The organism is Brevundimonas sp., from assembly GCF_041648115.1.
Classification (GTDB): Bacteria; Pseudomonadota; Alphaproteobacteria; order Caulobacterales; family Caulobacteraceae; genus Brevundimonas.
Genome location: NZ_JBAZPR010000008.1, coordinates 1 through 23,557 on the forward strand (window position 1 = coordinate 1; position 23,557 = coordinate 23,557).

The following is a 23,557-nucleotide window of genomic DNA, read 5'->3' on the forward strand; positions in this document are numbered from 1 at the left end:
GCAGCTGGGCGTCGCTCACCGTCGTTCTCCTAGCTGGTTGGACAGCCAAATGTTGCGTCTCGAGCGCCATCCTAAACACAGCCTAGAGGGTATTGGACCCGTGTCAGGAGATAACGGACTCTGACATTGAAAACACCTGACCCCCAGTGGGGACCATTAGGAATATCATCCTGTGGAGGATGATGCACACACTACGCACACCTGCGGCCCACCTAAACATTTGTTTTAAAACAAAAAATCTCGGGCGCACCCGACACCAAAGTGGTGCCAACACTGTCACACTTCCTTCATATTCCGAATACCTCAGTAAAGTCATGCACTTGGCCGGAGCCAACTTGGCGCCAACTTCGCTGCAGATCACTGCGTTAGAAGCGCGTAAAAAACGACGGCAGGTGGCCCAGCTCTGGCTTTGGCGCGGCCTCTTTCGAGGCCGTTTCCGGCATCGGGGACGTCGGGTCCGCAGGCATACCCTCCCCCTCCTGCTCCGAACGTTCCGGGACGGTTTGATTGGGCGCCTCGGCCGTGTCGGTTTGGACGACCTCCGTCCTCGGCGAAGGGCACGGCAAGTCCCCAGCCGGCTCCAAAGGTTCAGTTGCTTCGACCAAGACCTCCGGCGGCAATGGAGCGGAACCCTGGCCCCGACCCTGGCGCCGCAGGACCTTTGATCGCGCCCCTACGACTGCGACCGACCCAAGCCTCAACAACCCGTTTACGGCGCCCGCAACACTCGCTTCGAATTGGTCGAGCGCGCGGTCGATGCGGACACGAAACTGAGGATCCGTCTTTGACCTTTGTCGCCCCAAATAGGCGAGCGACCCCAGCCAGATCAGAACCGACAGCCAAGCGCCCTGGACGAAGCAGAGGCCGGCCCAGTCGAGGTGAGGCGCAATCCAATAGGCGGATCGCAGCTCCTCCGCAGCGAGCTCGACCACCCCTCCGTAGGGATGGCGAAGCGGAACGGTATGGATCGGCGCGCTGCTCAGGAGCGACTGGAGATCGGCCTCAAATGCACGGAGACTGTAGCCGATCGCCGTCGGCCCAGCGCGCCACGCCACGACGACCCAGACCACCACCAACCCTACGCGCAGCCACCGTGTGGCCTGGCGCTTCGCGGCGACGTAGGACCGCATGGTCAGCGACCGTTCAGGGAATTCAGGTGGTCTTCGCGCTTCAGGTGGTGTGCGACAAATGCATTGTAGAGGCCCCAAAGACGTTCATCGCCATCGGGATAAAACCTTCTGAAAGGTGACGGCGGTTGTAGACCAAACATTTCCGCTGCGCCCTTGGTGATGTCCTCTTTGATTTCTGTGAGCGGGCGCGTCGGGGCCAATTCCGGCTCAAAGATCTTCGCAGCGATCAGCAGCGACAGGCTCGTGTTCACGAAGCCGAAATAGGCGGCGCTCTTGGTGAAGTAGTTCTCCTCCGTAGCGCGATATTCCCGGATAATGAGCTCGGCGAGCTCGCTGATGGTGCAGTGTGACTTCGCGGAATAGCGGCGAAGGAAGTCTGCACTCTCCTCCGACAGACGGAGGTTCAGGCGGTGTTTGTGCAGTTTTCTGGACGGCTTGGGGTGTGACGGCATGGCTCTCTCCTGCGACCTAAGTCACCCCTACTAGCACCATAAACGGAAAACGTAATCCGGCTCCGCTTTTTGTTATTGACCTGAAATCTACCGGCACATACGGTTTCTCCATGAGCGATTATTTCCCCCCGTCCCACCTCGAAGCGGAGCATTTCCAAGCTTCGGAAGCGACCGTAATCACCGATGTTAACCCTCCGGTGCAGCGCTTATGGCGTCGCCGAGGCCTTTTGCCTGAATCCGAGGGGTGGGCAATGTTTAGCCCTCAAGAACTCCTACAAATGTCTTTGAGAAAAGTGATGCGCGAGATGGGCATGCCGCATGTAGACATTCTCATAGATTTGAGCGACGTCGTACTACAGGCAGAGGCTTGGGCGGCTACACATCCTGGAGCCATGAATTATCAGGACGGTCTCGATCCGGAGGTTCATCCTGGAACGCTATTTATTAAACCTCCACGGAGCCGTTACGCATGGTCAAGCACACCTTGGGATGACAGCTTCGACCTTAAGCTTGCCGCTGACTTAGAAAGTCTCGGCGAAATGCTGGCCAGCGAGGATAAGGAGCTATCCAACGGTATCGCGCTAATCGATCTCAAGGCGCTTGGTTTGGGCGTCGCTGAACGGGCTGGTACGGCGCTCTGGAATGTTAAGGCCGGCCCTGGTGACCATGACATCAACTTCGCTCGGATGGCAGCAAGCCAAGGCGACAAAGTAGCTCAGAAGGCCGTCGAAGCCATCGGTTATGAGTGGGACGTCAGCAAGCTATGAGCAGGCGCATTCCAGCGCGACCCACCATTCTGGAACCACGCGGCCTGAACCGCGAGCAAGCCAGCCTGTACGTCGGCATCAGCGTCTCAAAGTTCGACCAACTCGTGCTCGACGGTCGAATGCCAGCGCCCAAGCGCATCGACGCTCGAAAAGTCTGGGACCGACACGCCTTGGACACCGCATTCTGGGCTCTTCCGGACGATGGACCCGACCGCAACGAGAATCCTTGGGACGCGGCAGCGTGAAGAAAAAGCCCACTCACGTCAGCTACTACCACGACAAACACGGCAAACTTCGATGGCGATATCGGCGTGCCGGCTGCCCCGAGTCTCAGACGACTGAGCCGTTCGGATCGGAAGCTTGGTGGGCTTGGTATAATGCCGCGTCTATGGCTCAGCCTAGGCCAGTTGCGGAGAGCCGTAGTGCGCCGGGCTCCATCCATGCTCTCGGCGTCGCCTATTATGCATCGGCCGATTTCAACCGGCTCCGGCCCAGCACCCAGCGCACCTACAAGGGCATCTTCGACCGGTATCGCGACAAGTACGGCGCTAATCCGGTCGCGCTCCTAGAGCCGCGTCACATTCGCGCGCAGATGGACGCGATGGCGGCAACCCCTGCCGCAGCGAACAACATGCTGAAGGTTCTTCGGGCAGTGATGCGCTTTGGCGTGGAGAGGGGATTGGTGCGTACCAACCCAACGACCGTCGTGCGGGTGCTGCGGTACCGGAGCGAGGGCTTCCATACCTGGACCGAGACCGAGGTCGCAGCTTTCGAGGCCAAATGGCCCGTTGGGACCAAAGAGAGGCTAGGGTTCGACCTGCTGCTTTATACGGCCCAACGCTCAGGTGACGTGCGTCAGATGACCGTCCATCAGGTCCGCGACGGACGTGTTTTAGTGCGGCAGGAAAAGACAGGCCAGCTGGTCGATATCCCACTTCACCCAAAACTTCAGGCTTCGCTGGCGGCTCAAAAGATCGAACATCTGGCGCTGCTGACGACCCATTACGGCAAGCCCTTCACAGAGAAGGGCTTCGGAAACTGGGTGAGCAAGGCGGCCGACCGCGCCGGGCTGCCGCACTGCTCGGCCCACGGTCTACGCAAAGCAGCGGCCCGTCGTTTGGCTGAAGCCGGATGCTCTGCTCACGAGATCATGGCAATCACCGGCCACCAAACCCTCAAAGAGGTCGAGCGCTACACGCGCGAGGCCGGTCGACGCAATCTCGCCGATTCCGCCATGAAGCGGATCGGCTGAGCCAACGAAACAGGAACACTTTTGTCTAACATCGCTCCTGCGGTTAGACATATCAGGAGCTATAAGACTGATTATGCTTGGAAAAATTAAGAGCGTGGCGGACAGAGAGGGATTCGAACCCTCGGTAGGCTTTCACCTACACACGCTTTCCAAGCGTGCGCGATCGACCACTCCGCCACCTGTCCGTTTCACGCCACGTCTTGCGCGCCGCCGGAGGTCGATCCGGCGGGAGGCGGGCCTGATAGAACACCCTCGCCCCCTCGGCAAGCGCCTCTCGCATCCCCATATGGACTTCAACGCCATTTTCCGATGAGGGAGCCGCAAATGCTGTTCAAGAAAAGCCCCGAAATGCCCACGACCGAGACCGCCCTGCCCGGCCGCGCCGAGCCCCTGGCCACCGACGCGAACCACTATGTCAGCGGCAATCCGCTGAAGGGGCCCTATCCCGAGGGTTTCCAGACCGCCATCTTCGGAATGGGCTGTTTCTGGGGCGTGGAGCGCATCTTCTGGTCGTTGCCGGGCGTGTGGGTGACCTCGGCCGGCTATGCTGGCGGGATCACGCCGAACCCGACCTATGAGGAGACCTGCACCGGCCGCACCGGCCATACCGAGGTGGTCAAGGTCGTGTTCGATCCGTCCGTCGTCACCTATGGCGAACTGCTCAAGGCCTTCTGGGAAAACCACGATCCGACCCAGGGCATGCGCCAGGGCAACGACATCGGCACCACCTATCGCTCGGCCATCTACACGCTGAACGCCGAGCAGCAGGCCGAGGCCGAAAGCTCGCGCGACGCTTATCAGGCCGCCCTGACCAAAGCCGGGCGCGGAGCCATCACCACCGAGATCGAACCGGCCGGCGAATATTTCTACGCCGAGGGCTACCACCAGGGCTATCTGGCCAAGAACCCGGCTGGATACTGCGGCATCGGCGGGACCGGCGTGGTCTGCCCGATCGGGGTCGGCGTCGACGCCTGACGCTTCCATGCGGCCGCCGGGTTTCAACCGGCGGCCGACCGGCCTATGAGCGACGAAAAAGTGGGAGCGATCATGTCCGCCTTCGTCCATCCTGACGAGATCCGCAGCCGGTTCTCGGCCGCCCTGTCCGCCCTGTACCGGGCCGAGGTGCCGCAATACGGCGACCTGCTGACGCTGGTGGCGGACATCAATGCGCAGACGTTGAAAGCCGATGCCGGCGGTGCGGATCGGCTGGCGGCGTCCGGCGAACTGGCGCGTCTGTCGGAAGAGCGCCACGGCGCCATCCGCGTCGGCACGGCCGATGAATTGGCCACCATCGCCCGCGCCTTTGCGGTCATGGGGATGCAGCCGGTCAGCTATTATAACCTGGCGCCTGCCGGGGTGCCGGTCCATTCGACCGCCTTCCGCCCCGTCGATCCGGCGGCCCTGGCGCGCAATCCGTTCCGGGTCTTCACGTCGCTGCTGCGGCTGGAGCTGATCGAGGACGACGCCTTGCGCCAGGAAGCGGCCGCGAACCTGGCCCGCCGCGACATCTTCACCCCCGGCGCGCGTGAGTTGATCGAAACGGCGGAGGCCGCCGGCGGCCTGGACGAGGCCCAGGCCGACCGATTCGTGTCCGAACTGCTGGAAACCTTCCGCTGGCACGCCCAGGCGACCGTCAGCGCACAGACCTACGAACGCCTCGTCGCCGCCCACCGCCTGATCGCCGATGTGGTCAGCTTCAAGGGCCCGCACATCAACCACCTGACCCCGCGCACGCTGGACATTGATGCGGCCCAGGCGGCCATGCCCGCGCGCGGCATCACGCCCAAGGAAACCATCGAGGGCCCGCCCGCCCGCGCCTGTCCCATCCTGCTTCGCCAGACCAGTTTCAAGGCGCTGGAGGAAGCCATCGCCTTCCCCGGCGCGGAAGGCCCAAACCCTGGAGAAATGACCGCTGGAACCCACACCGCCCGCTTCGGCGAGATCGAACAGCGCGGCTGCGCCCTGACCCCCGCCGGACGCGCGCTGTATGACGCCGCCCTGGCGTCAAAGGATTTCTCGGCCCTGCCCGACGACTGGGACGCGCTGCGACGCGGCGACCTGGCCTGGTTCCGCTATCGCGCGACGCCTGAGGGTCTCGCCGCCCGCGCCGAGACCGCCGATCTGGACGCCCTGATCTCCGCAGGCCACGTCGTCGCCGAACCGATCACCTACGAGGACTTCCTGCCCGTCAGCGCCGCCGGCATCTTCCAGTCCAACCTGGGCGCCGAGGCGCGCGCGGCCGCCTATGCCGTCGATCCGGCCAAGGCCGACTTCGAGCAGGCGCTCGGCCGCCCGGTCCAGGACGAAATGGCCCTCTACCGCGCGGAACAGGATGCCTCGATGGCGGCTACGCTAAAAGCGTTGGGACTGACCGTCCCAATCTAAGTCTCCGTCAACCGTCACTTGACACACGTCACATCGATAACGATGTTGCCTCGTGCAGATCGAGAGCATCAGACACAAGGCGCTGCGGCAGTTCGCGGAGACCGGGAGGGGCAAAGGCCTGCCCGGCGCCCTGATCGGCCGTATCACCAATATCCTGGCCTATATCGACGCGATCGCAACGGAAGACGAACTGCTGGTCCCGCCCAACTTCGGCGCCCACAGACTGACGGGAGATCGCACGGGAACCTGGTCTCTGACGCTCACCCGGAACTGGCGGCTGACGTTCCGTATCAACGCGGCCCTCGGCATTGAGGACATGGACCTGGAGGATTATCACTGATGGCCATCCAACTTCATTCCGCCTTCGCAGTTCATCCCGGCGCTTGGCTGCGTGACGAACTGGTCACGCCCAGGGATCTCAGCGTCACCGCCCTGGCCGAGGCGCTGGGTGTGACGCGTCAGGCCGCCAGCAATCTGCTGAACGGCAAGGCAGGCGTGTCGGCCGAAATGGCCATCCGGTTCGAGAAGCTGTTCGGCGTCAGCGCCGATACCCTGATGCGCATGCAGGCTCGGCACGACCTGTCCAAGGCCCGCGCCCACGAACAGAACATCAGGGTTCGGCCGCTGGCCGCCGCCTGATCACTAGGCCCGCTTCCCACCGCCCGCGTCCATCCGGCGTCTTGCCTGATCCGCGTCCCCGGATCATAGAGCCGCTCGTGAACCCGTCCGCAGCCCCGTCCGTGCGCCGTTACGATCTCGACTGGATCCGGGTCGGCGCCTTCGGTCTGCTGATCCTGTATCATGTGGGCCTGGTCTACGGGGTCTATGACTGGCACATCCACAGCGCCCACACCTTCGAGTGGATGCGCGAAGCCATACTGATCACCAATCCCTGGCGGCTGACCCTGCTGTTCCTGGTGTCGGGGGCGGCGCTGCGGTTCATGACGTTCCGGCGCACCCCGCGCCAGGTTGCCCGCACCCGGTTCGCGCGTCTGGTCCCGCCGCTGATCTTCGGAGCGCTGGTGCTGGTGCCGATCCAGTCGTGGATCGAGTCTATGGACAAGGGCGGCTGGCCCGGCGGCCTCGCGGGCTATGTCGCCTGGCTGGGACATGAGTTCAGCTGGAGCGGCATCGCCGACGGCATCCCCGTCAACCACCTGTGGTTCATCGTCTATATCGCGGTCTACAGCCTGGTCGCCGTCCTGTTGTGGCGCGTGCCGGGCCTGATCGACCGGATGGGCGACGGTCTGGAAAAGGCGCTTCAGGGGCCGTGGCTGCTGGTCCTGCCGATCCTCTATCTGATCGCCATCCGCATCGGCCTGTTCCCCTGGTTCGGCCTGACCAACACCCTGCACAACGACTGGTACAATCACGCCCTGTCGCTGGTCGCCTTCCTGTTCGGCTTCAGCATCGTCAGGCGCGAGAGCCTGTGGCGCACGATGGAGCGCTATCGCTGGATCGCCCTGGCCCTGGCGGCGGTCGCCCTGCCGATCATGATGATCCAGGTCTGGCATCCGGGCGGCCGCGCCTTCTGGGGCGTGCCCAAGGCGGTCGTCTACGGCATCGACCAGTGGACGGTGATCGTCGCCATCCTGGGCTTTGGCTCAAGACATCTGCGCGACCGGGGCGGGCGGGCGCTGAACTATCTGACCCAGGCCACCTTCCCCTTCTATCTGGCGCACCAGACGGTGCTGGTCGCGGCGGTCTGGATCATCCGTCCCGCCAACCTGCCGGCGCCCATCGAGCTGCTGTCCCTGATCGCCATCACCTTCGTCGGCAGTCTGGCGGTCTATGAGGTCGTGCGGCGCATTCCCGTCATTCGTCCGCTGTGGGGGCTGAAGCCGCTGGACGACCGGCCCTGGCCGCTGGACCTCCAGGCCCTGCTCAAGCCCCGACTGCGCTATCACCGCCGGCGTCGCCTGCTGGGCGTGGGCGTCGCCGCGCCGCTTCTGGCCCTGACGGTCGTGGCCGCCGCCATCCTGGCCTACCCCGGCTTCAACAACGCGACCCAGTATCTCAGCGAACTGGGCGGGGCGACCGCGCGCGCGCCGATGATCTTCAATGGCGGGGTCTTCGTCGCCGGGGTCATGGCGGCGCTGGCGGGCGTCGGTTTCGGCCTGGCCGTCTATGCCCTGACCGGGGCGCGGGTCGCCGGGGCGGTCATCGCCGTGGTCTTCGTCCTGGCGGGGGCGGGCATGTCCGCCTCGACCCTGTGGCCCTGGCCCGATCCGCGCCACATGGTCATCAACCTGGCGCTGGGCATTCAGTTGGCCCCGGTTCTTCTGCTGTGGGGTCTGGCCAAACGCCGCGACCTGCCGCGCCTGAAGATCTTCCTGGCCGCTACCTTCGTGATCATGGCCATTCTGACGGTCCTGACCAAGCATCTGGTCCTGCCCGGCACGGTCAACAACGCCAACGTCGGCTGGTGGGAACGCCTCTACGCCATCGTCCTGGTTTGTTGGGTAGGGGTTGCGGCCTGGGTTCTGGACCGTAAACTGCTGTCGGTCGCCACGGAATCGTCGGCTCCTCGCCCGTCTTCCGCCGCGATCGAAGCTTCGCTGTAGATTTTCCCCCTCTTTTTTTGCCCATATCAACATTGCGTGATTGAAAATCGCGCGAATGTGATCGAGTATGGGGTTCGTGCTGCAGTGCAGCACTCCGCGTCTTCCCCAGCCCTCGGGAAGACATCCGGTTCACACGGGGGCGTCCAGAGCGGCATGAACAAGCTGGCGATCCGGCCTGTCGAACAGGCTGAAATCGAGACGACGAACCTGGCTTCCGGGCCCGCCTGGTCGTGGCTGCCCGACGAGGCGCCGCTGGCCATGCCGGTCCAGTCCCTGGCCGCGCCCGACGCCGTCGCCGACGTGACGCCCGCGACCTCGCCGCGCACGGTGGCCATGCGCCGCCTGATGCTGCTGGCCGGCACTATCGTCATGACCGGCCTGTCGGCCATCACCCCCTTCTACCTGTACGCCCGCAAGGGGTGGGACGGGACCGAGATCCTGGCCTTCGGCATCTTCATGGTGCTGATCACCGCCATCTCCTGCTGGTTCGTCAGCGGCCTGATGGGTCTGTTCGTCATGCTGCGCGGCAAGGACCAGGCGGACCTGGCCTTCTCGCCGCACCCGCCGCTGCCCCGCACCCGCACGGCCCTGCTGATGCCGCTGTATAACGAAGACGCCCGCGCCTCCTTCGCCCGCCTGGCGATGATCGACGGCTCGCTGGCCCGCCTGGGCGCATCCTCGGCCTTCGACATCTTCGTGCTGAGCGATTCGACCAAGGAAGACGCCGCCGCCGACGAGCGCTCGGTCTTCCAGTCGTTCCGCCTGGCCGCCAACTCCAAGGCCTTCTATCGCCGCCGCACCGACAATGCCGAGCGCAAGGCCGGCAACCTGGCCGAATGGGTCCGTCGTTTCGGCGGCGCCTATGAGAATATGATCGTCCTGGACGCCGACAGCACCATGGCCGGCGAGACCCTGCTGCGCATGGTCGACGCCATGGAACGCAATCCGGGCGTCGGCCTGATCCAGACCGCCCCGGTCATCATCAAGGCCCGCACTATCTTCGCGCGCGTGTCTCAGTATTCGGTGCGCCTGTACGGCCGCGTCGCCGCAGCGGGTCTCGCTTACTGGACCGGTTCGGAATCCAGCTACTGGGGCCACAACGCCATCCTGCGCACCCGCGCCTTCGCCGCCTGCTGCGGCCTGCCGCATCTGAAAGGCCGCAAGCCCTTCGGCGGTCACGTCATGAGCCATGACGTCGTCGAGGCCGCCCTGATGCGCCGCGCCGGCTGGGCCGTTCACGTCACCGCCTCACTGGACGGATCGTGGGAAGAGACCCCGCCGTCGATCACCGACTTCATCCGCCGCGACCACCGCTGGTTCCAGGGCAATCTGCAGCACCTGGGCCTGATCACGGCCAAGGGCCTGTCGCCCATGAGCCGCCTTCAGCTGGCCATGGGCTGCATGGCCTATCTGTCGTCGCCCCTGTGGCTGGCGTCGCTGATGGTCGGCCTGTTCATCCAGATGTTCTATCCGGTCGACTGGACCAGCTTCTTCTACATCCTGAACCCCCAGTTCACCCCCTTCATGCTGGCCTCCTTCCTGTCGGGCGTGCTGCTGATCGGGCCCAAGTTCATGGGCGCCGCCCTGGTCCTCAGCCGCCCGGCCGAGCTGCGCGCCTTCGGCGGCCGCCGCGCCATCGCCAAGGGTATGGCGGCCGAGATCGCCCTGTCGGCCATCCTGGCCCCCATCCTGATGGTCGCCAACACCAAGGCCTTCATCCAGATCGTCTCGGGCCACGACACCGGCTGGTCGACCCAGCAGCGCGAGGCCGATGGCCTGGCCTGGTCCGACGCCCTGCGCGCCATGCGCTGGCAGATGATCGCCGGCGTCGGCTTTATGATCCCGCTGTGCGTTCGCCCCGACCTGGCCACCTGGTTCGCCCCGATCGTCCTGCCTCTGCTGCTGGCCGCCCCGATCACCGTCTGGACCTCGCGCGTGCGTTCAGGCGACGCCATGGCCGCCAAGGGCTATCTGGTCACCCCGGTTCAGGACGGCGTCAGCGTTTCGCCGGCTGTCCTGCACACGCCGCGCTCGCCGCTGCGTGCGGTCGCCGGCGGCGTCCTGGCCCCCGTCGCCGCGCCTGCGATGGTCCCGGCCCGCGCGCCCGAGCTCTGATCGAACCAAAAGCGATGCGTGGCGGCCACAGCGCCGCCACAACCGTTACAGCCACGCTCGACGTGCGACGGGATCGCGTCCACCTTCGACTTTCAGCTCCTGCTGTGGACCCGATTCCATGACCAACAAGATCAACACCGACGCCAAGCCTGACCTGCGGATCGTGGAAACCGAGTCCGCCGTTTATGACCTGATGCGCGCGCCCGAGACCACCGCCGACCGCGTCAAACGCCTTCAGATGGAGGCCCATTCCTTGGCGCTGGAAGAGATCGAGGCGCTGGAGAAACTGCTGCTCGACGCCGCCGCCAAGGCCAGGGCCATCGCCGACGGCGGCGACGCCTATCCCGTCGGCGCCCGCGAGATCGCCTCGCGCCTCGCCGCCGACCTGCCCACCAAGGCCGAGACCATCAAGACCATCGTCCACCGCGTCGGCTAAGCGGCGTCAGCGGCGTCAGGCCAGCACGTCATCGTAGTCAGGATGCCGCTTGTGCCATGCGACGGCGTAGCTGCAGCGCGGAAACAGCTTCAGGCCCGTCTCGCGCGCATGTTCGGCCATCGCCTGCATGAACCGCCCCGCCGCGCCCGATCCGCGCAGCGACTGTTCCGCCTCGACGTGCAGGATCATCCGCGCGTCGCCCTTCACGGCATAGTCGGCCCAGACCAGGCCCGAACCTTTGTCGTCGTCGAACGCCTGCTCGAACCGGTTGTCGCCTTCGAGGTCTTTGAACTGTCCCATGCGTCTCTCCTTTGACGGATCAACCGCCAAGGCTGCGAGGGCGTTCCGTAAGGCTCAGATAGGCCCGTCCTAGATCGGTTTGTTGTTCAGCAGGTTCAGCAGGCCGATCACGCTCTTGACCGTGAACCACACGCTCAACAGGAACCACGCCAGGAGGAACAGCAGCAGGAAGGGAATGCCGATCAGCACGACCGAGGCCACGGCGCTGATCGCGATCCCTACCCAGGCCGCGATGGTCCACCAGAACACCGACCAGAACAGCGCGATCTGCGCGTCGATATGCTGGCGCGCCATGCCCGTCGCCGTCCCGCGCGAAACATAGGACACCACCAACCCGATAAGGACCAGCACGTTCGCGCTGGGGATCGATAGGATGAACAGGCCCCAGGCGATCAGCGCCCCGACCTTGCCTTCGGACTCGCGTCCGGCGATGAAATTGGGTTCGTTGGTCATCGTCGGTCCTTCAGAACAGCCAGCTGCGGGGGTTGGGAACGCCCTGCCCGCTCTTCAGTTTCAGCACCCCGAACGCGCCGCGCGCCAACACCCATATCGCCAGGGCGAACAGAACCAGCACGCCGATGTTGACCACGATCAGCACCGCCCCCAGCACCGCCGCGATCACCGCGCCCCACAGGGTCCGTTTCTGATAGACGAAATGGCTGGCCTCCAGCGCATCCTGCCCGTCGTCGCGCCGCGTCACCGCCAGCAAGGCCACCAGGCACGACAGGCCCAACGTCGGCACCGCCAGCAGGATCAGCACATAGACCGCATACAGCCGCATCGGCACGACCGGCGCCGCGCGCCTCTCGGTCTCGACCAGCCGCTCACGCACATCATGCGTCACTGGCGCCTCGGGCTGAGGCTCCGGCTTCTGCGCAAACGGCGCCGTCGGCCGCGTCATCTGTCCCGACAGGTCGAAAGGCCTGGGCTCGGGCGGATCGAACAGGTCCGGATCGCGCTCGTCCTGAGCGACCGGCTCCGGCGCCCGCGCCCGCGCCCGCCCGGCCAGCGACGCCGGCGAGACGAAGCCGACCTGGGCATCGTGATCGTGATCGTCGTTGGGGACCGCAGGGTCTTTCGGATCGCCGGGCTCGGCCATGAACATCGCTTCTCACACACCGGACGCCCGGCTGGACTCAAGGTAGCGACAATGGCCGTCCGTCAGTTTCGACGCAACCGCCCTTACCGCCCCAGCACGATCTCGCACCCCGGCGCGATCACGCCCACCAGCGCTCCCGGCTTTTCGATCCGCACGACCGCCCGCAGCACCCGCCGGTCGTCTAGGCACGCCCGCGCCAGCCGCTCGGCAAACGTCTCGACCAAGCCCACATGCCCCTCGGCCGCAATCGCCCGCGCCGCATTGGCCACGGTCTCATAGTTGATGGTGTCGCCCAGCCGCTCGATGGGCCGGGGCTCCAGCTCCAGCGTCACGTCGATCACCAGCCGCTGCAGCCGCCCCTGTTCGTGGTCATAGACCCCGATCCCGGCCTCGACCTCCAGCCCGCGCACGAACACGCTCAGTCGCTCGAAACGCAGCGGTTCTTCCGCCGGAAACGGCGTCACGTGAGAGGATGCAACCACGCGCTACTCCTGGATGTCGGGGGTGCGCCAGGCCAGGTGCTGGCCCCCGTCGACGGCGATCATCTGACCCGTCACCATGCGGGCGTCAATCAGCCACAGCACCGCCTGCGCCACCGCCTCGGGACTGCCGGGCGTTTCCAGCAGGGTGGCGCGCGCCTCGGCGGCGAAATCCTCGGGCGTCTGATGGATGGACGGCAGGGTCGGCCCCGGCCCCACCCCATTGACCCGGATGCCCGGCGCCAGCGCCTGGGCCAGGGTCTGCGTCGCCCACCACAGGCCGTTGCGCGACAGGCTGTAGGAGAAGAAGCGCGGATCCGGCTTCAGCACCTTCTGGTCCAGCAGATTGACGATGGCCCCCTCGACGGCCTGGGCGGCGAACGCCTCGGCCAGCACGAGGGGCGCCCTCAGATTGGTCTCAAGATGCAGGTCCCAACTGTCGCGCGTCAGCCCGCCGACCCGGTCGTCCTCGAACACCGAGGCGTTGTTGACCAGCACGCCGACCGGCCCCAGCGCCTCGGCCGCCGCCGGAACCAGCGCCCGCACCCTGGCCTCGTCCGTCAGGTCCGCCTGCAACAGGCACGCGCGCCGCCCCAGGCCCGCGATCTCGTCGGCCAGGGTCCGGGCGTCCTCGCCCGACGCATGATGATGGATCGCTACGTCGAACCCGGCCTGGGCCAGCTTCAGACAGATCGCCCGCCCGATCCGCCGCGCCCCGCCCGTGACCAGGGCGACGCCGCGAGGTGAGTCAGTCAACCCGACCAAACTCGAACGCATTGAAGGCCGCGATGACGGCGATGAAGCCGAAGATGATGCCGAGAGCCAGCATGGGATGCTCCTGTTGTCGATCTTCGATTAGAGCGGGATGGAGCGGGGTTCAAGCGGGATGGGGTCCGGCTCATGGAAACTGGCTGAGCATCGGGTTGGCAGTCGCTGGGATTGCAACCTACAAGCGTTGACAAATCGCGTTAAATATAGAACGCCGAGATGGCTCGCAGATAGCGAGATTATGTGGCGGGGGCCATGAAGCCTACCATTTCTGAGTTCTCCTATGGGTTCGCACTAACCAACGAGTTGGTCGGCTGGGGTGATCTGGCCGCCGCTCCGGTTTTCCCGAGCCTCATTGAGGAAGGCCAGGCGGGCGGGGGATACGACGTTAAACTTGATCGGCCCGGCCTGCCGCTCTTTCTCCAGTTTAAGCGGTCCGATTTCATGACCCGGCGGTCAGCGCGAGAGTATCGCGCAGTCACTCGCCAGGGAGGGACGCTGGCTGTGCCTTATTATCGGTTCGCGGTGACCGAAGAGGTCGTTTCCCGCCAGCATGAGATGTTGCTGGATGTCGCGCCGAACTTCGTCTTCTATGCAGCGCCTCGCTTTCACCGGATTGAGGAGATCAACGCCGCATGGAGCGCGAACGCAGTGGCCAGCCGGTCGCAGTTTGTGGCGCCTCAGGCGATCGGCCCGCTCAGCCCCGGCCCCCATGCGGTCGCGTTCGACGGCGCCCGGGTCTGGACCTGTTCTGATCCGCGCGAGGTCCAAGGGCTTTCGAGCAGAGAGCTGGTCGAAAAGCTCCGCGGTGCCTTGAAAAATGACGATAGATCCCTCCGGGACAGATTGCCGGAGGTCACGCGCGAGCTCGCAGCGGCGGCTGCGCGGGGACGGTCCAGGATCGAGGACATAGAGCGCTCTGTGGCTGCACAGGCCGCTGCCAACAAGGCCCGTCGTAAAGCGGCCCGGCTACAGGAGATGGTCGTCAGTGGCGATGACCTTCCTCGTTTCGCGCCATCCGTGGCGCGTGAGGCGCGCACCTATGTTGAAGATCGTCTCGCAGATGCGGCGCTAGATGCACCCGATCCGCCCGCTGTTGAAGTGCGCACGCCCAAACCCCTTTCTCCCGCGTATCGGCTGCTGCGTGACGCCGCTGATAGCGCAGCGCGGACTTTCGATGCACAACTCGTCATCGTCCAGCCCACCGATTGAACTTCGGCCTAACCGATTAATCAGCGATACTGGCAGACCGGCGGTCTGATCTCCGATCATTAGGAATGATCCTTCTATGAAGCGTGAACTGCGATCCATCGCCGAGGATTTGAAGGCCGGCCGCACAGTCGAGCCGGTGACCGTGCGAACTTTCCTGTGGTGGTTCGAGGCTCAGCGCCGGGGTCCGGTGATTGTTCGCAATATCCGCAATGAACTCGAAGAGGCCGGGATTGTGACGGTCCCGGATTTCGAGTCGCGGTGGGTGGACGCGCCTATCAATTTCGAACTGGCCCAGACCGCCCAGAGCGATACGGCGCAAGACCCGGAACCTCCTGAGGAAGAGAACTGCGAAGAAGGCGACAGTTGGGTCACCAGAGACGCCACCTATCGTATCAGCAAGCTAGCGGCAGCGAACCAGGAGGTCATCCGCATCTCACCCGACGCGACGCTCGCCGAAGCCGTCACGCTACTACTCGCGCGAGATTTTTCACAGATTCCAGTCATGTCCAACGAGCGCGACGTCAAAGGCACGATTAGCTGGAAGAGTATTGGCTCACGTTTGGCGCTCGGGAGACCCGTCGCACCCGTGCGCGAATTCATGGAGCCAGCCCATGAAGTGCGCGCCGAGATCTCCATCTTCGATGCGATTCCCATGATCTCACGTTACGACTACGTCTTAGTCCGGGGCGAGCAGAACAAAATCACGGGTATCGTAACCGCCAGCGATCTCAGCCGGCAGTTTCAGACTCTTAGCGAGCCGTTCCTCCTTCTAAGCGAGATTGAAAATCTTGTTCGGAACATGATCGGCGAGAAGTTCAGCGTGCCCGAGTTGGCTTCCGCATTGGACCCCGGGGGGGCACAGCGAGAGGTGGCCAGCGTCGATGATTTGACCTTCGGCGAATACATCCGCCTGCTGCAACAGCCGGAACGCTGGGCTCGCTTGGAGTTGGCCATCGACAGAGTCCTGTTTTGTAAGGATCTCGATGCAGTTCGCGAAATTCGAAATGACGTGACACATTTCGATCCCGACGGGATCACGCCGGAAGAGGTCGAGCGCCTTCGAGATTTCAAGTCATTGCTTGAAACATTGGAAAACATCGGGCGCTGATGGGGGTCGGAAAAGCCTGTTTGCCAAGCCGAATGTCAGAAATCTAGCGATCCGTCGATGTCCGCTCATTGCGCAAAGCGGCCTCCACTCCGCACGTATTGCCGCTACCCTTCCCTCCCGGCCTATGGGTATGGTCACCGGATCGTCAGCCACTCCGCCCCAGCATCCGCATGACCTGGCGCATCCACGTCGAACCCTTCACCCGCCCCCTCTTCTTCGCCTGGTCGCGGCTGACGCGGGGCAAGACGCTGGGCGTGCGGGCGGTGGCGGTGGATGCGCAAGGGCGGGTGCTGATGGTGCGGCACACCTATCTGGCGGGCTGGTGGTTGCCGGGCGGCGGGGTGGATCGGGGCGAGACGACCCAGGCCGCCGTGGTGCGCGAACTGCTCGAAGAGGCCGGGCTGATCGCGCGGGCGGCGCCGCGCCTGGTCTCGATCCATTCCAACGACCGTTTCTTTCCCGGCGACCATGTCGTCGTCTTCCGCCTGGATGACTTCGACCGGGGCGAGCGCACCAGTCATGGCGAGATCGCCGAGGTCGGCTGGTTTTCGCCCTCCGACCTGCCCGCGGATGCCAACCGGGGCTGTCGCGCGCGTCTGGCCGAGATCTTCGACGACGCTCCGGTCGATCCGAACTGGTGAGAGACGTCCGCATCTGACGCAGGCGCGTGCCAGCGTTCGCCCATGACCCAAGCCGCCCCCGTCTATCGCGTCCGTTCGCAGCAAGTCTGGGACCTGGCCCGCGACGACTATCTGGCGGGCGAGCCGGCGCGCGTCGTCTGCCGCCGCTACGACCTGGGTATCTCGGCCTTTCGCGTTCGCGCCCGCAAAGCGGGCTGGCGACTACAGGATCAGGACGATCCAGACATGTATGATCCCGCCGTCGAGCTTGAGGACATCGAGGACATCGACCTGTCGGCCATGGCCCAGACGGCGCGGCGTCGCCTGCAACTGTCGCTGATGGACGGCGAGGCGACCGAGGCCCTGCGCTGGCTCAAGATTTTCGAGACCCTGTCCTCCATGACGCCCGAAACGCCCGCCGAAACCCGGAACGTGCACAGATTGCACCCTGAATTTTCGCCCGCACCGTCCAATCTGGACGAAGTGCACAGATTGCACCCTGTTTTCGATGACGCGGGTTCCGAACCCGACGAAGTGCACACATTGCACCCTGATTTCACGCCGCCCGCCCCTCCCCTGAACCGCGCCGAGCGCCGCCGCCTGCGTCACGCCCATCGCCAAAAGCCGACCTCCGCAACCGGCGAAAGCCGTGCTAGCCAAGGGCCATGAACCCGTCCCTGCTCGCCATCCTCGTCGTCATCCTGGCCGGCGGCGCCACCGCGCTCCAGGCGCCGACCAACGCCAAACTGGCCACGGCGGTCGCCTCGCCGGTCAACGCCGCCTTCATCTCCTTCGCCGTCGGCACGACGGTGCTGGGGATCGTCGCCGCCCTGATGCACACCCGGCCGGACTTCGCCGCCACGCGAGCCCTGCCCTGGTACGCCTGGCTGGGCGGGGCCTACGGCGCCTGTTTCGTGGTCGCCGCCGCCTGGGGCGTGCCGCGCCTGGGCGTGGCCATGACCATCACCCTGATGGTCGGCGGCCAGCTGTTGCTCAGTCTGGCGCTGGACCATTTCGGCGCCCTGGGCGTGCCGCGCCAGCCGCTGAACATCGGCCGCATCGCGGGCGTGGGCCTGGTTCTGGCGGGCGTCCTTCTGGTTCGGCGGTCGTAACTCTCACCTCCCCATTCGCGAAGGCGAATGGGGAGGACAGGCGGTCGCGTCAGCGAGCGCCAGGCGGGGGCGACTCGGTGTCTGACGCTGGCAGGGTCATCACCACTGCCCGAGTCGCCCCCTCCTGATCGCTGCGCGATCTGTCCTCCCCCCGCGCCTTCGCGCGCGGAGAGGTGACGCAAACGCCGTTGCCCCCCTATATCCACCCCGATGACCGAGGAGACGCGCGATTCGAACCTGACGGCCGCCGCCCTGATCGCCGACGAGGCGCGCCGGGCGCCGGACAAGCCGGGCGTCTATCGCATGTACGGCGAGGACGGGTCCTGCCTGTACGTCGGCAAGGCCAAGTCGCTGAAAAAGCGCATCGTCCAGTATGCGCAAGGCCGTTTTCACACCCAGCGGATCGGCCTGATGGTGGCCCAGACCCGGTCGATGGAGCTGGTGGTCACGGCGTCCGAGACCGAGGCCCTGCTGCTGGAATCCAACTTCATCAAGAAGCTGAAGCCGCGTTTCAACGTCCTGCTGCGCGACGACAAGTCCTTCGCCGAACTGATGATCCGCAGCGACCACCGCGCGCCCCAGGTGCGTAAGCATCGCGGCGCCCACACCACGCCCGGCCACTACTTCGGCCCCTTCGCCTCGACCTGGGCGGTCAATCGCACGCTGAACACGCTGCAGAAGGCCTTCCTGCTGCGGTCCTGTTCCGACAGCGTCTACGAGACCCGCACCCGCCCCTGCATGCTGCATCAGATCAAGCGCTGCTCGGCGCCCTGCACCGGCCTGATCTCGCTTGAGGACTACGGCGAACTGGTCACCGAGGCCGAACAGTTCCTGCGCGGCAAGTCGCGCGCCGTCATCGGCCGCCTGTCGCAGGAGATGCAGGCGGCGTCCGACGAGATGGACTTCGAACAGGCCGCCCGCGTCCGCGACCGCATACGCGCCCTGTCGGCCATCGCGATGGAGAACTCCGTCAGCGCCGACAGCGTCCCCGAAGGCGACGTGTTCGCCCTGCATTCCGACGGCGGTCAGGCCTGCGTCCAGGTCTTCTTCTACCGCGCCGGCCAGAACTGGGGCGGCCGCGCCTATTTCCCGCGCGTGGACAAGACCGATACGGACCCGGAGATCCTGGCCGCCTTCTTGGGTCAGTTCTACGAGGACAAGCCGATCCCGCGCCTGATCCTGTCCAACGTCCGCCCGCACGAGCTGGAGCTGCTGGAGGAGGCCTTCTCGATGAAGGCGGACCGCAAGATCGAGATCGTCCGGCCCCAGCGCGGCGAGAAACTGGCCCTGGTCGACCACGCCCTGACCAACGCCCGCGAGGCCCTGGGCCGTCGCCTGGCCGAAAGCTCGGCGCAAGGGAAAATCCTGGACGAGGTGTGCGAGGCCTTCGGTCTGGAGACCCGGCCCGAGCGGATCGAGATCTACGACAACGCCCATATCCAAGGCACGAACGCGGTGGGCGGAATGGTCGTCGCCGGCCCGGACGGGTTCCAGAAGTCGCAGTACCGCAAGTTCAACATCCGTGGCGAAGACCTGACGCCCGGCGACGACTACGGCATGATGCGCGAGGTGATGCGCCGCCGCTTCGCCCGCCTGGTCAAGGATGAGGAAGAGGGCGAAGACGCCATCCGCCCCGACCTGCTGCTGATCGACGGCGGCGCGGGGCAGTTGGCCGAGGTGCTGGCGGTGTTGGCCGACCTGGGCCTGGACGACATCGCCGTGGTCGGCGTGGCCAAGGGGCCGGACCGCGACGCGGGAATGGAAAAGTTCTTCATGCCCGGCAAACCGCCCTTCATGCTGCCGCTGAAGTCGCCGGCCCTCTATTACCTGCAACGCCTGCGCGACGAGGCCCACCGCTTCGCCAACGGCGCCCACGCCAAGCGCCGCTCGATGGACATCAAGAAGAACCCTCTCGACGAGATCGAAGGCGTCGGCCCCGGCCGCAAGAAGGCCCTGCTCCACGCCTTCGGCTCCGCCAAGGGCGTCGGCCGCGCCTCGGTGTCGGACCTGGTCAAGGTCGCAGGCATCAACCAACCCCTCGCCGAACGCATCCACGCCTTCTTCAGGAAGGCCTGAACTGTGTCACCACTCCAGCAGCTTCAGACCGGGAATGTCGCGAAAGTCGTCGCCGTTGCAGGTCACCAGAGTCGCTTCATCGACCAAGGCCTGGGCGGCGATCATCCGGTCCAGCACCTTGCGTCGCGAATATCCGGTGCGCGCTATGATCCGTCCGTATGCGGCGGCGTCGCGACTGTCGAAAGCCCTGTAACCGATCGTCTCAAGCAGCGCAGACAGGCGAGCGCGCCTGACTTCCGCCTGCCCGTCCAGAAAACCAGCTTCCATCTCGACCACTGTGATGACGGAGAAAGCCAGGGTGTCGCCGACGTCCTCCATCCGCGCACGTATGGTCGGATCGCCATCCCGCAGGTGGATGGCGACGCTGGTGTCCAGCATCAACAACGATCAAAGCCCTTTGCGGATCGGCGCGATGAAAGGCGGGCGCTTTCCAATGCTGGAAGGCTTTGGCAGCGCATCCAGCTTGGCCAACATTTCCTTCACCGAAGGTCGCTTGGGTGTCAGGGTCACGACGTCACCCTTGCGTTCGATCTCGACCTCGACGCCGGGACCGAACGAGATTTCCTTGGGAAGGCGTACGGCGTCGCTGTTGCCGCTTCGGAATGTTCGACTGGTGACAGCCATGGCGAGCTCCTTCGTATAGACACGTATACACGATTTATTGGCGGTGTTCAAAGCGCTACAGGCGCAGGATGAGCGACATCGAAGACGAACTGACCGCCGGCTATCGCCGCTTCCGGGCCGAGCACTGGCCGACGGCCCATGCGGAATATGAGGCGCTGGCCCAGGGGCAGAAGCCGCACACCCTGATCGTGGCCTGTTCCGACAGCCGGGCCGATCCGGCCCTGATCTTCGACGCCGCGCCGGGCCAGTTGTTCGTCGTCCGCAACGTCGCCAATCTGGTGCCGCCCTATGAGCCGGACGGTCGGCTGCATGGGGTGTCGGCGGCGCTGGAGTTCGGGGTCAAGGTGCTGAACGTCAAGCGAATCGTGGTCATGGGCCACGCCCATTGCGGCGGGGTCAACGCCATGCTGCACGGGGCGCCCGACAGCTGCGCCGACTTCGTGGCGCCCTGGGTCGCGCAAGGCACGCCCGTCGTCCAGCATGTCGCCGAGACCGTCGCACCCGATCAGCTGGAGCGCGCGGCCGAAGAGGCCATTGTTCGCCTGTCGATCCGAAACCTGCGCACCTTCCCCTGGATCGCCGAACGCGAGGCCAAGGGCGAGCTGGAGCTCAGCGGTCTGCATTTCGGCATCGCCGAGGGCGCCCTGACGGTCATGACCAACAAGCCGCGGTTCGAACCGTTGGCTTGAATGTCAAGGTTTGATATGGTGGACGCATGGGAACCAACGTCCATCTTACAGCCGAGTTGGAGAAGTTCGCCCGAGATCGGGTGAACGCGGGCCGCTACAACAATGTCAGCGAAGTCGTCAGGGACGGCCTGCGTCTGCTGCAAGATCAAGAGATCGCGCGACGCAGCGCAGAGGCGGCGCGCATCGAAGAAGAACGGCGCCTTCAGATCGAAAGCGAACGCCGCCTGGCCGCCCTTCGCGCCATGCTCGACCGCTGGGCAGTCCAACCGACCATCGACATCGGCCCCTGGACCCGCGACGAGCTCTACGATTGAGGATCGCCCTCGACACCAACATTCTCGTCTATGCTGAAGGCGTGAACGGGCCCGAACGCCGCGACATGGCCCGTCGCATTGTCGATCATCTTCATGTCGAGCATGAAATCGTGGTCGCCGTTCAATGCCTGGGCGAGCTTCATCGCGTCCTGACCGGCAAGGCTCGGATGCCGTCGCCCTTGGCGGCGGAGATGGCGCATGGATGGCGGCGGCTGGCGAACGTGGCGCCCAGCACGGAAGCCGTTCTTGTCGCCGCCTATGATCTGATCGACGGCCATCCGCATCAGATCTGGGACGCCATCATCCTCGCCGCCGCCGCCGAAGCCGGGTGCGGCCTTCTGCTTTCCGAAGACATGCAGGACGGCTTCGTCTATCGAGGCGTCACCGTCGCCAATCCGTTCGCGCAGACGCTGCATCCCCTGCTCGCGTCCCTGCTGGAGACCCCGTCATGACCGCCCACCGCGCCAATCCCATCCCCAACATCCTGACCGGCGCGCGTCTGGCGGCCGGGGTGGTGATGTTCGCCATGATGGCCGGCGCGGCGCCGGGCGCGCTGGAAGCCTGGCTTTCGCCGGAAACCCAAGGTCGGTTCAGCGTCTGGGCCTTCTGGATCTTCGTCATCGCCGCGTCCACCGACTGGGTCGACGGCTTTTTGGCCAGACGCTGGAACTCCACCACGCGGTGGGGGGCCATCCTCGATCCAATCGCAGACAAGGTGCTGGTGACCGGCGCCATCCTGGGCGTTCTGGCCTCGGGTTCGCTGCCGGGCATCGCCCTGCCCTGCGGCCTGATCCTGTTCCGGGAGTTCGCCGTTTCCGCGCTGCGCGAGACCATGGCCGGGCGGATCGAACTGCCGGTCACTTTGGCCGCAAAATGGAAGACGACGGTGCAGATGGTCGCTCTGGCCGCCCTTCAGTTGACCCTGTTGTGGGACGCCCTGGGCCTGCAGAATCCTGACGGCTCGCCGCTGGCCTGGCAGCCGGCGTTCGAATCCTTCGCCATCTTCCTGATCTGGTTCGCCGCCATCATCACCTTGTGGACGGGCTGGCAGTATTTCAGCGAAGCCCGTCGCCAGATGCGCGACCTCTAGGGTCTCAGCGTCAGACCGACGGGCGTGGCCTCGAAGGCCGACAGTCGGCCCAGATAGCTCATGCCCAGCAGGGAATATTCCAGGCCCTGCTCCACGACCAGGGCCTCGACCCCGTCCACGCGCGCCCCGGCGACCGAGACCGATTTCAGCTGCACCGGGGCGGCGCGCACGACGCCCGAGGCGGTCTGGACGCGGCCAGTGAAGTCCTCGGGTTCGGGATCGACGCCCAGGCGCAAGGCGTCCGCCCGCGTCAGGGCCACGACGCTGGCGCCGGTGTCCACCAGCACCCGCACCGCGCGACCTTCGATCCTGGCCTGGGCCCAATAGTGACCGTCCGCGCCCTTGACCACCTGGGCCGCCGTACCTGATGCCGGGGCGGTCGAAGCCGCGATCACAGGCGTCGCCGCCTGAGCCGCGCCGTCCCCCTCCAAATGCCGGATCGTCAGCGCCGTGCCGAACGAGGCCATGAGGGCGACGCCGAGCACAATGACGGACTGGAAATCGATGCGAACCATGTCCCCTGTCTAAGGGAGCGGCGTTTGGATGCCGTGAAACGACGTGGCTGACGAAAGCTTAAACCCCGAACCGCGCTAGCCCAGCTTGGCCGGATCGACCTGGGACCGCCGCATGGGCAAGTCGTCCATGACCGCCTCGCGTTCGGCGTCGCTGAGCGCGCGCCAGCCGGCGATCTCCTTGAGGGTGCGGAAACAGCCCAGGCACAGACCACTCTCGCCATCGACGGCGCAGACCATGACGCACGGGGTGGCGATAGCCTTGGGCGGTCCCGGCCTGGTCGGAGGCGGGACACTCATTGTGACACAGAAGCGAAAAACACTCCGACTCCTGACGAATAAATTTGCAAATTCATCAAACCGTCTTATATTGACCTCTGACGCGAAACGACTGAGGGTGGAATCCCCATTGGTACGACGCGTCTCTTTTCATCGTTCTGCGAAAGGAGACGC

The 23,557-nt window shown here is 65.0% G+C and carries 29 protein-coding genes and 1 tRNA gene; 19 read left to right on the forward strand and 11 right to left on the reverse strand.

Features of this window, described 5'->3' with window-relative positions; translation table 11 throughout:
• Nucleotides 1-1,132: 1,132 nt before the first annotated feature.
• Nucleotides 1,133-1,582, reverse strand: a complete 450-nt coding sequence (locus WC597_RS08465) for a hypothetical protein (protein ID WP_372692916.1) — start codon at nt 1,580-1,582, stop codon at nt 1,133-1,135.
• A 110-nt stretch (nt 1,583-1,692) separates the two neighbouring features.
• Between WC597_RS08465 and WC597_RS08470 the strand changes: the two genes are divergently transcribed.
• Entirely contained in the window at nt 1,693-2,349 is a 657-nt protein-coding gene (locus WC597_RS08470; protein ID WP_372692917.1) for a hypothetical protein, read from the forward strand.
• A gap of 241 nt (nt 2,350-2,590) precedes the next feature.
• Nucleotides 2,591-3,601, forward strand: a complete 1,011-nt coding sequence (locus tag WC597_RS08475) for a tyrosine-type recombinase/integrase (RefSeq protein WP_295218479.1) — start codon at nt 2,591-2,593, stop codon at nt 3,599-3,601.
• Nucleotides 3,602-3,696: 95 nt separating this feature from the next.
• Here WC597_RS08475 and WC597_RS08480 read toward each other — a convergent pair.
• Nucleotides 3,697-3,786, reverse strand: a tRNA-Ser gene (locus WC597_RS08480).
• Nucleotides 3,787-3,925: 139 nt separating this feature from the next.
• Between WC597_RS08480 and msrA the strand changes: the two genes are divergently transcribed.
• From msrA to WC597_RS08515, 7 genes are all read left to right on the forward strand, one after another.
• The gene (msrA, locus tag WC597_RS08485; RefSeq protein WP_372692918.1) at nt 3,926-4,576 is read left to right on the forward strand and encodes a peptide-methionine (S)-S-oxide reductase MsrA; all 651 of its coding nucleotides are present in this window, start codon (nt 3,926-3,928) and stop codon (nt 4,574-4,576) included.
• A 72-nt stretch (nt 4,577-4,648) separates the two neighbouring features.
• Entirely contained in the window at nt 4,649-5,986 is a 1,338-nt protein-coding gene (locus tag WC597_RS08490) for a 2-oxoadipate dioxygenase/decarboxylase family protein (RefSeq protein ID WP_372692919.1), read from the forward strand.
• A gap of 52 nt (nt 5,987-6,038) precedes the next feature.
• Nucleotides 6,039-6,326 carry a type II toxin-antitoxin system RelE/ParE family toxin gene (locus WC597_RS08495; RefSeq protein WP_372692920.1) on the forward strand — a complete coding sequence of 96 codons (288 nt, stop codon included), beginning with the start codon at nt 6,039-6,041 and terminating at the stop codon, nt 6,324-6,326.
• Nucleotides 6,326-6,625, forward strand: coding sequence for a HigA family addiction module antitoxin (locus WC597_RS08500; RefSeq protein ID WP_372692921.1), 300 nt, complete (start codon nt 6,326-6,328; stop codon nt 6,623-6,625). Before WC597_RS08495 ends, WC597_RS08500 begins: the two co-directional genes overlap by 1 nt.
• 77 nt (nt 6,626-6,702) lie before the next feature.
• Complete coding sequence (locus tag WC597_RS08505; protein ID WP_372692922.1) at nt 6,703-8,550, forward strand: acyltransferase family protein; 1,848 nt, start codon at nt 6,703-6,705, stop codon at nt 8,548-8,550.
• A gap of 153 nt (nt 8,551-8,703) precedes the next feature.
• Nucleotides 8,704-10,665, forward strand: coding sequence for a glucans biosynthesis glucosyltransferase MdoH (mdoH, locus tag WC597_RS08510; RefSeq protein WP_372692923.1), 1,962 nt, complete (start codon nt 8,704-8,706; stop codon nt 10,663-10,665).
• 118 nt (nt 10,666-10,783) lie between these two features.
• Nucleotides 10,784-11,101 (forward strand): hypothetical protein, encoded by a 318-nt coding sequence (locus WC597_RS08515; protein ID WP_372692924.1) that lies wholly within the window; start codon nt 10,784-10,786, stop codon nt 11,099-11,101.
• Nucleotides 11,102-11,116: 15 nt separating this feature from the next.
• On the opposite strand, the gene WC597_RS08520 is transcribed toward WC597_RS08515, so the two are convergent.
• From WC597_RS08520 to WC597_RS08540, 5 genes are all read right to left on the reverse strand, one after another.
• Nucleotides 11,117-11,401, reverse strand: coding sequence for a GNAT family N-acetyltransferase (locus WC597_RS08520; RefSeq protein WP_135193402.1), 285 nt, complete (start codon nt 11,399-11,401; stop codon nt 11,117-11,119).
• A 69-nt stretch (nt 11,402-11,470) separates the two neighbouring features.
• The gene (locus tag WC597_RS08525) at nt 11,471-11,854 is read right to left on the reverse strand and encodes a hypothetical protein (RefSeq protein ID WP_372692925.1); all 384 of its coding nucleotides are present in this window, start codon (nt 11,852-11,854) and stop codon (nt 11,471-11,473) included.
• A gap of 10 nt (nt 11,855-11,864) precedes the next feature.
• Nucleotides 11,865-12,500 (reverse strand): DUF4870 family protein, encoded by a 636-nt coding sequence (locus WC597_RS08530; protein WP_372692926.1) that lies wholly within the window; start codon nt 12,498-12,500, stop codon nt 11,865-11,867.
• 83 nt (nt 12,501-12,583) lie between these two features.
• Nucleotides 12,584-12,982, reverse strand: coding sequence for a dihydroneopterin aldolase (gene folB, locus WC597_RS08535; RefSeq protein WP_372692927.1), 399 nt, complete (start codon nt 12,980-12,982; stop codon nt 12,584-12,586).
• A 3-nt stretch (nt 12,983-12,985) separates the two neighbouring features.
• Nucleotides 12,986-13,735 carry an SDR family oxidoreductase gene (locus tag WC597_RS08540; RefSeq protein ID WP_372692928.1) on the reverse strand — a complete coding sequence of 250 codons (750 nt, stop codon included), beginning with the start codon at nt 13,733-13,735 and terminating at the stop codon, nt 12,986-12,988.
• A gap of 267 nt (nt 13,736-14,002) precedes the next feature.
• Between WC597_RS08540 and WC597_RS08545 the strand changes: the two genes are divergently transcribed.
• The 6 genes from WC597_RS08545 (at nt 14,003) to uvrC (ending at nt 19,875) form a co-directional block, all read left to right on the forward strand.
• Nucleotides 14,003-14,959, forward strand: coding sequence for a hypothetical protein (locus WC597_RS08545; RefSeq protein WP_372692929.1), 957 nt, complete (start codon nt 14,003-14,005; stop codon nt 14,957-14,959).
• Between the two features lie 76 nt (nt 14,960-15,035).
• Nucleotides 15,036-16,067 carry a CBS domain-containing protein gene (locus WC597_RS08550; protein ID WP_372692930.1) on the forward strand — a complete coding sequence of 344 codons (1,032 nt, stop codon included), beginning with the start codon at nt 15,036-15,038 and terminating at the stop codon, nt 16,065-16,067.
• 170 nt (nt 16,068-16,237) lie between these two features.
• Nucleotides 16,238-16,708, forward strand: a complete 471-nt coding sequence (locus WC597_RS08555) for an NUDIX domain-containing protein (protein WP_372692931.1) — start codon at nt 16,238-16,240, stop codon at nt 16,706-16,708.
• 42 nt (nt 16,709-16,750) lie between these two features.
• Nucleotides 16,751-17,356 (forward strand): hypothetical protein, encoded by a 606-nt coding sequence (locus WC597_RS08560; RefSeq protein WP_372692932.1) that lies wholly within the window; start codon nt 16,751-16,753, stop codon nt 17,354-17,356.
• Entirely contained in the window at nt 17,353-17,799 is a 447-nt protein-coding gene (locus WC597_RS08565) for a DMT family transporter (RefSeq protein ID WP_372692933.1), read from the forward strand. The genes WC597_RS08560 and WC597_RS08565 overlap by 4 nt, the downstream gene beginning before the upstream one ends.
• Before the next feature lie 210 nt (nt 17,800-18,009).
• A complete protein-coding gene (gene uvrC / locus WC597_RS08570) occupies nt 18,010-19,875 on the forward strand; it encodes an excinuclease ABC subunit UvrC (protein ID WP_372692934.1) in 1,866 nt (621 codons plus the stop codon).
• Nucleotides 19,876-19,881: 6 nt separating this feature from the next.
• Here uvrC and WC597_RS08575 read toward each other — a convergent pair whose 3' ends face one another.
• Both WC597_RS08575 and WC597_RS08580 read right to left on the reverse strand, forming a co-directional pair.
• Nucleotides 19,882-20,253: a PIN domain-containing protein gene (locus WC597_RS08575; RefSeq protein ID WP_372692935.1), complete on the reverse strand. Its 372-nt coding sequence runs from the start codon at nt 20,251-20,253 to the stop codon at nt 19,882-19,884.
• A gap of 9 nt (nt 20,254-20,262) precedes the next feature.
• Nucleotides 20,263-20,550: an antitoxin gene (locus WC597_RS08580; RefSeq protein ID WP_372692936.1), complete on the reverse strand. Its 288-nt coding sequence runs from the start codon at nt 20,548-20,550 to the stop codon at nt 20,263-20,265.
• Between the two features lie 17 nt (nt 20,551-20,567).
• Here WC597_RS08580 and WC597_RS08585 point away from each other — a divergent pair, with 17 nt between their 5' ends.
• From WC597_RS08585 to pgsA, 4 genes are read left to right on the forward strand one after another with little or no spacing between them, the layout of a single operon-like run.
• Nucleotides 20,568-21,188, forward strand: a complete 621-nt coding sequence (locus WC597_RS08585; RefSeq protein WP_372692937.1) for a carbonic anhydrase — start codon at nt 20,568-20,570, stop codon at nt 21,186-21,188.
• Nucleotides 21,189-21,214: 26 nt separating this feature from the next.
• Nucleotides 21,215-21,502, forward strand: a complete 288-nt coding sequence (locus tag WC597_RS08590) for a type II toxin-antitoxin system ParD family antitoxin (RefSeq protein WP_372692938.1) — start codon at nt 21,215-21,217, stop codon at nt 21,500-21,502.
• Complete coding sequence (locus tag WC597_RS08595) at nt 21,499-21,954, forward strand: PIN domain-containing protein (RefSeq protein WP_372692939.1); 456 nt, start codon at nt 21,499-21,501, stop codon at nt 21,952-21,954. Before WC597_RS08590 ends, WC597_RS08595 begins: the two co-directional genes overlap by 4 nt.
• Nucleotides 21,951-22,592 (forward strand): CDP-diacylglycerol--glycerol-3-phosphate 3-phosphatidyltransferase, encoded by a 642-nt coding sequence (gene pgsA, locus WC597_RS08600; RefSeq protein WP_372692940.1) that lies wholly within the window; start codon nt 21,951-21,953, stop codon nt 22,590-22,592. The genes WC597_RS08595 and pgsA overlap by 4 nt, the downstream gene beginning before the upstream one ends.
• Here pgsA and WC597_RS08605 read toward each other — a convergent pair.
• Both WC597_RS08605 and WC597_RS08610 read right to left on the reverse strand, forming a co-directional pair.
• Nucleotides 22,589-23,107 carry a TIGR02281 family clan AA aspartic protease gene (locus WC597_RS08605; RefSeq protein ID WP_372692941.1) on the reverse strand — a complete coding sequence of 173 codons (519 nt, stop codon included), beginning with the start codon at nt 23,105-23,107 and terminating at the stop codon, nt 22,589-22,591. The genes pgsA and WC597_RS08605 overlap by 4 nt on opposite strands.
• Nucleotides 23,108-23,182: 75 nt before the next feature.
• Complete coding sequence (locus WC597_RS08610; protein ID WP_372692942.1) at nt 23,183-23,404, reverse strand: DUF1289 domain-containing protein; 222 nt, start codon at nt 23,402-23,404, stop codon at nt 23,183-23,185.
• Nucleotides 23,405-23,557 lie beyond the last annotated feature (153 nt).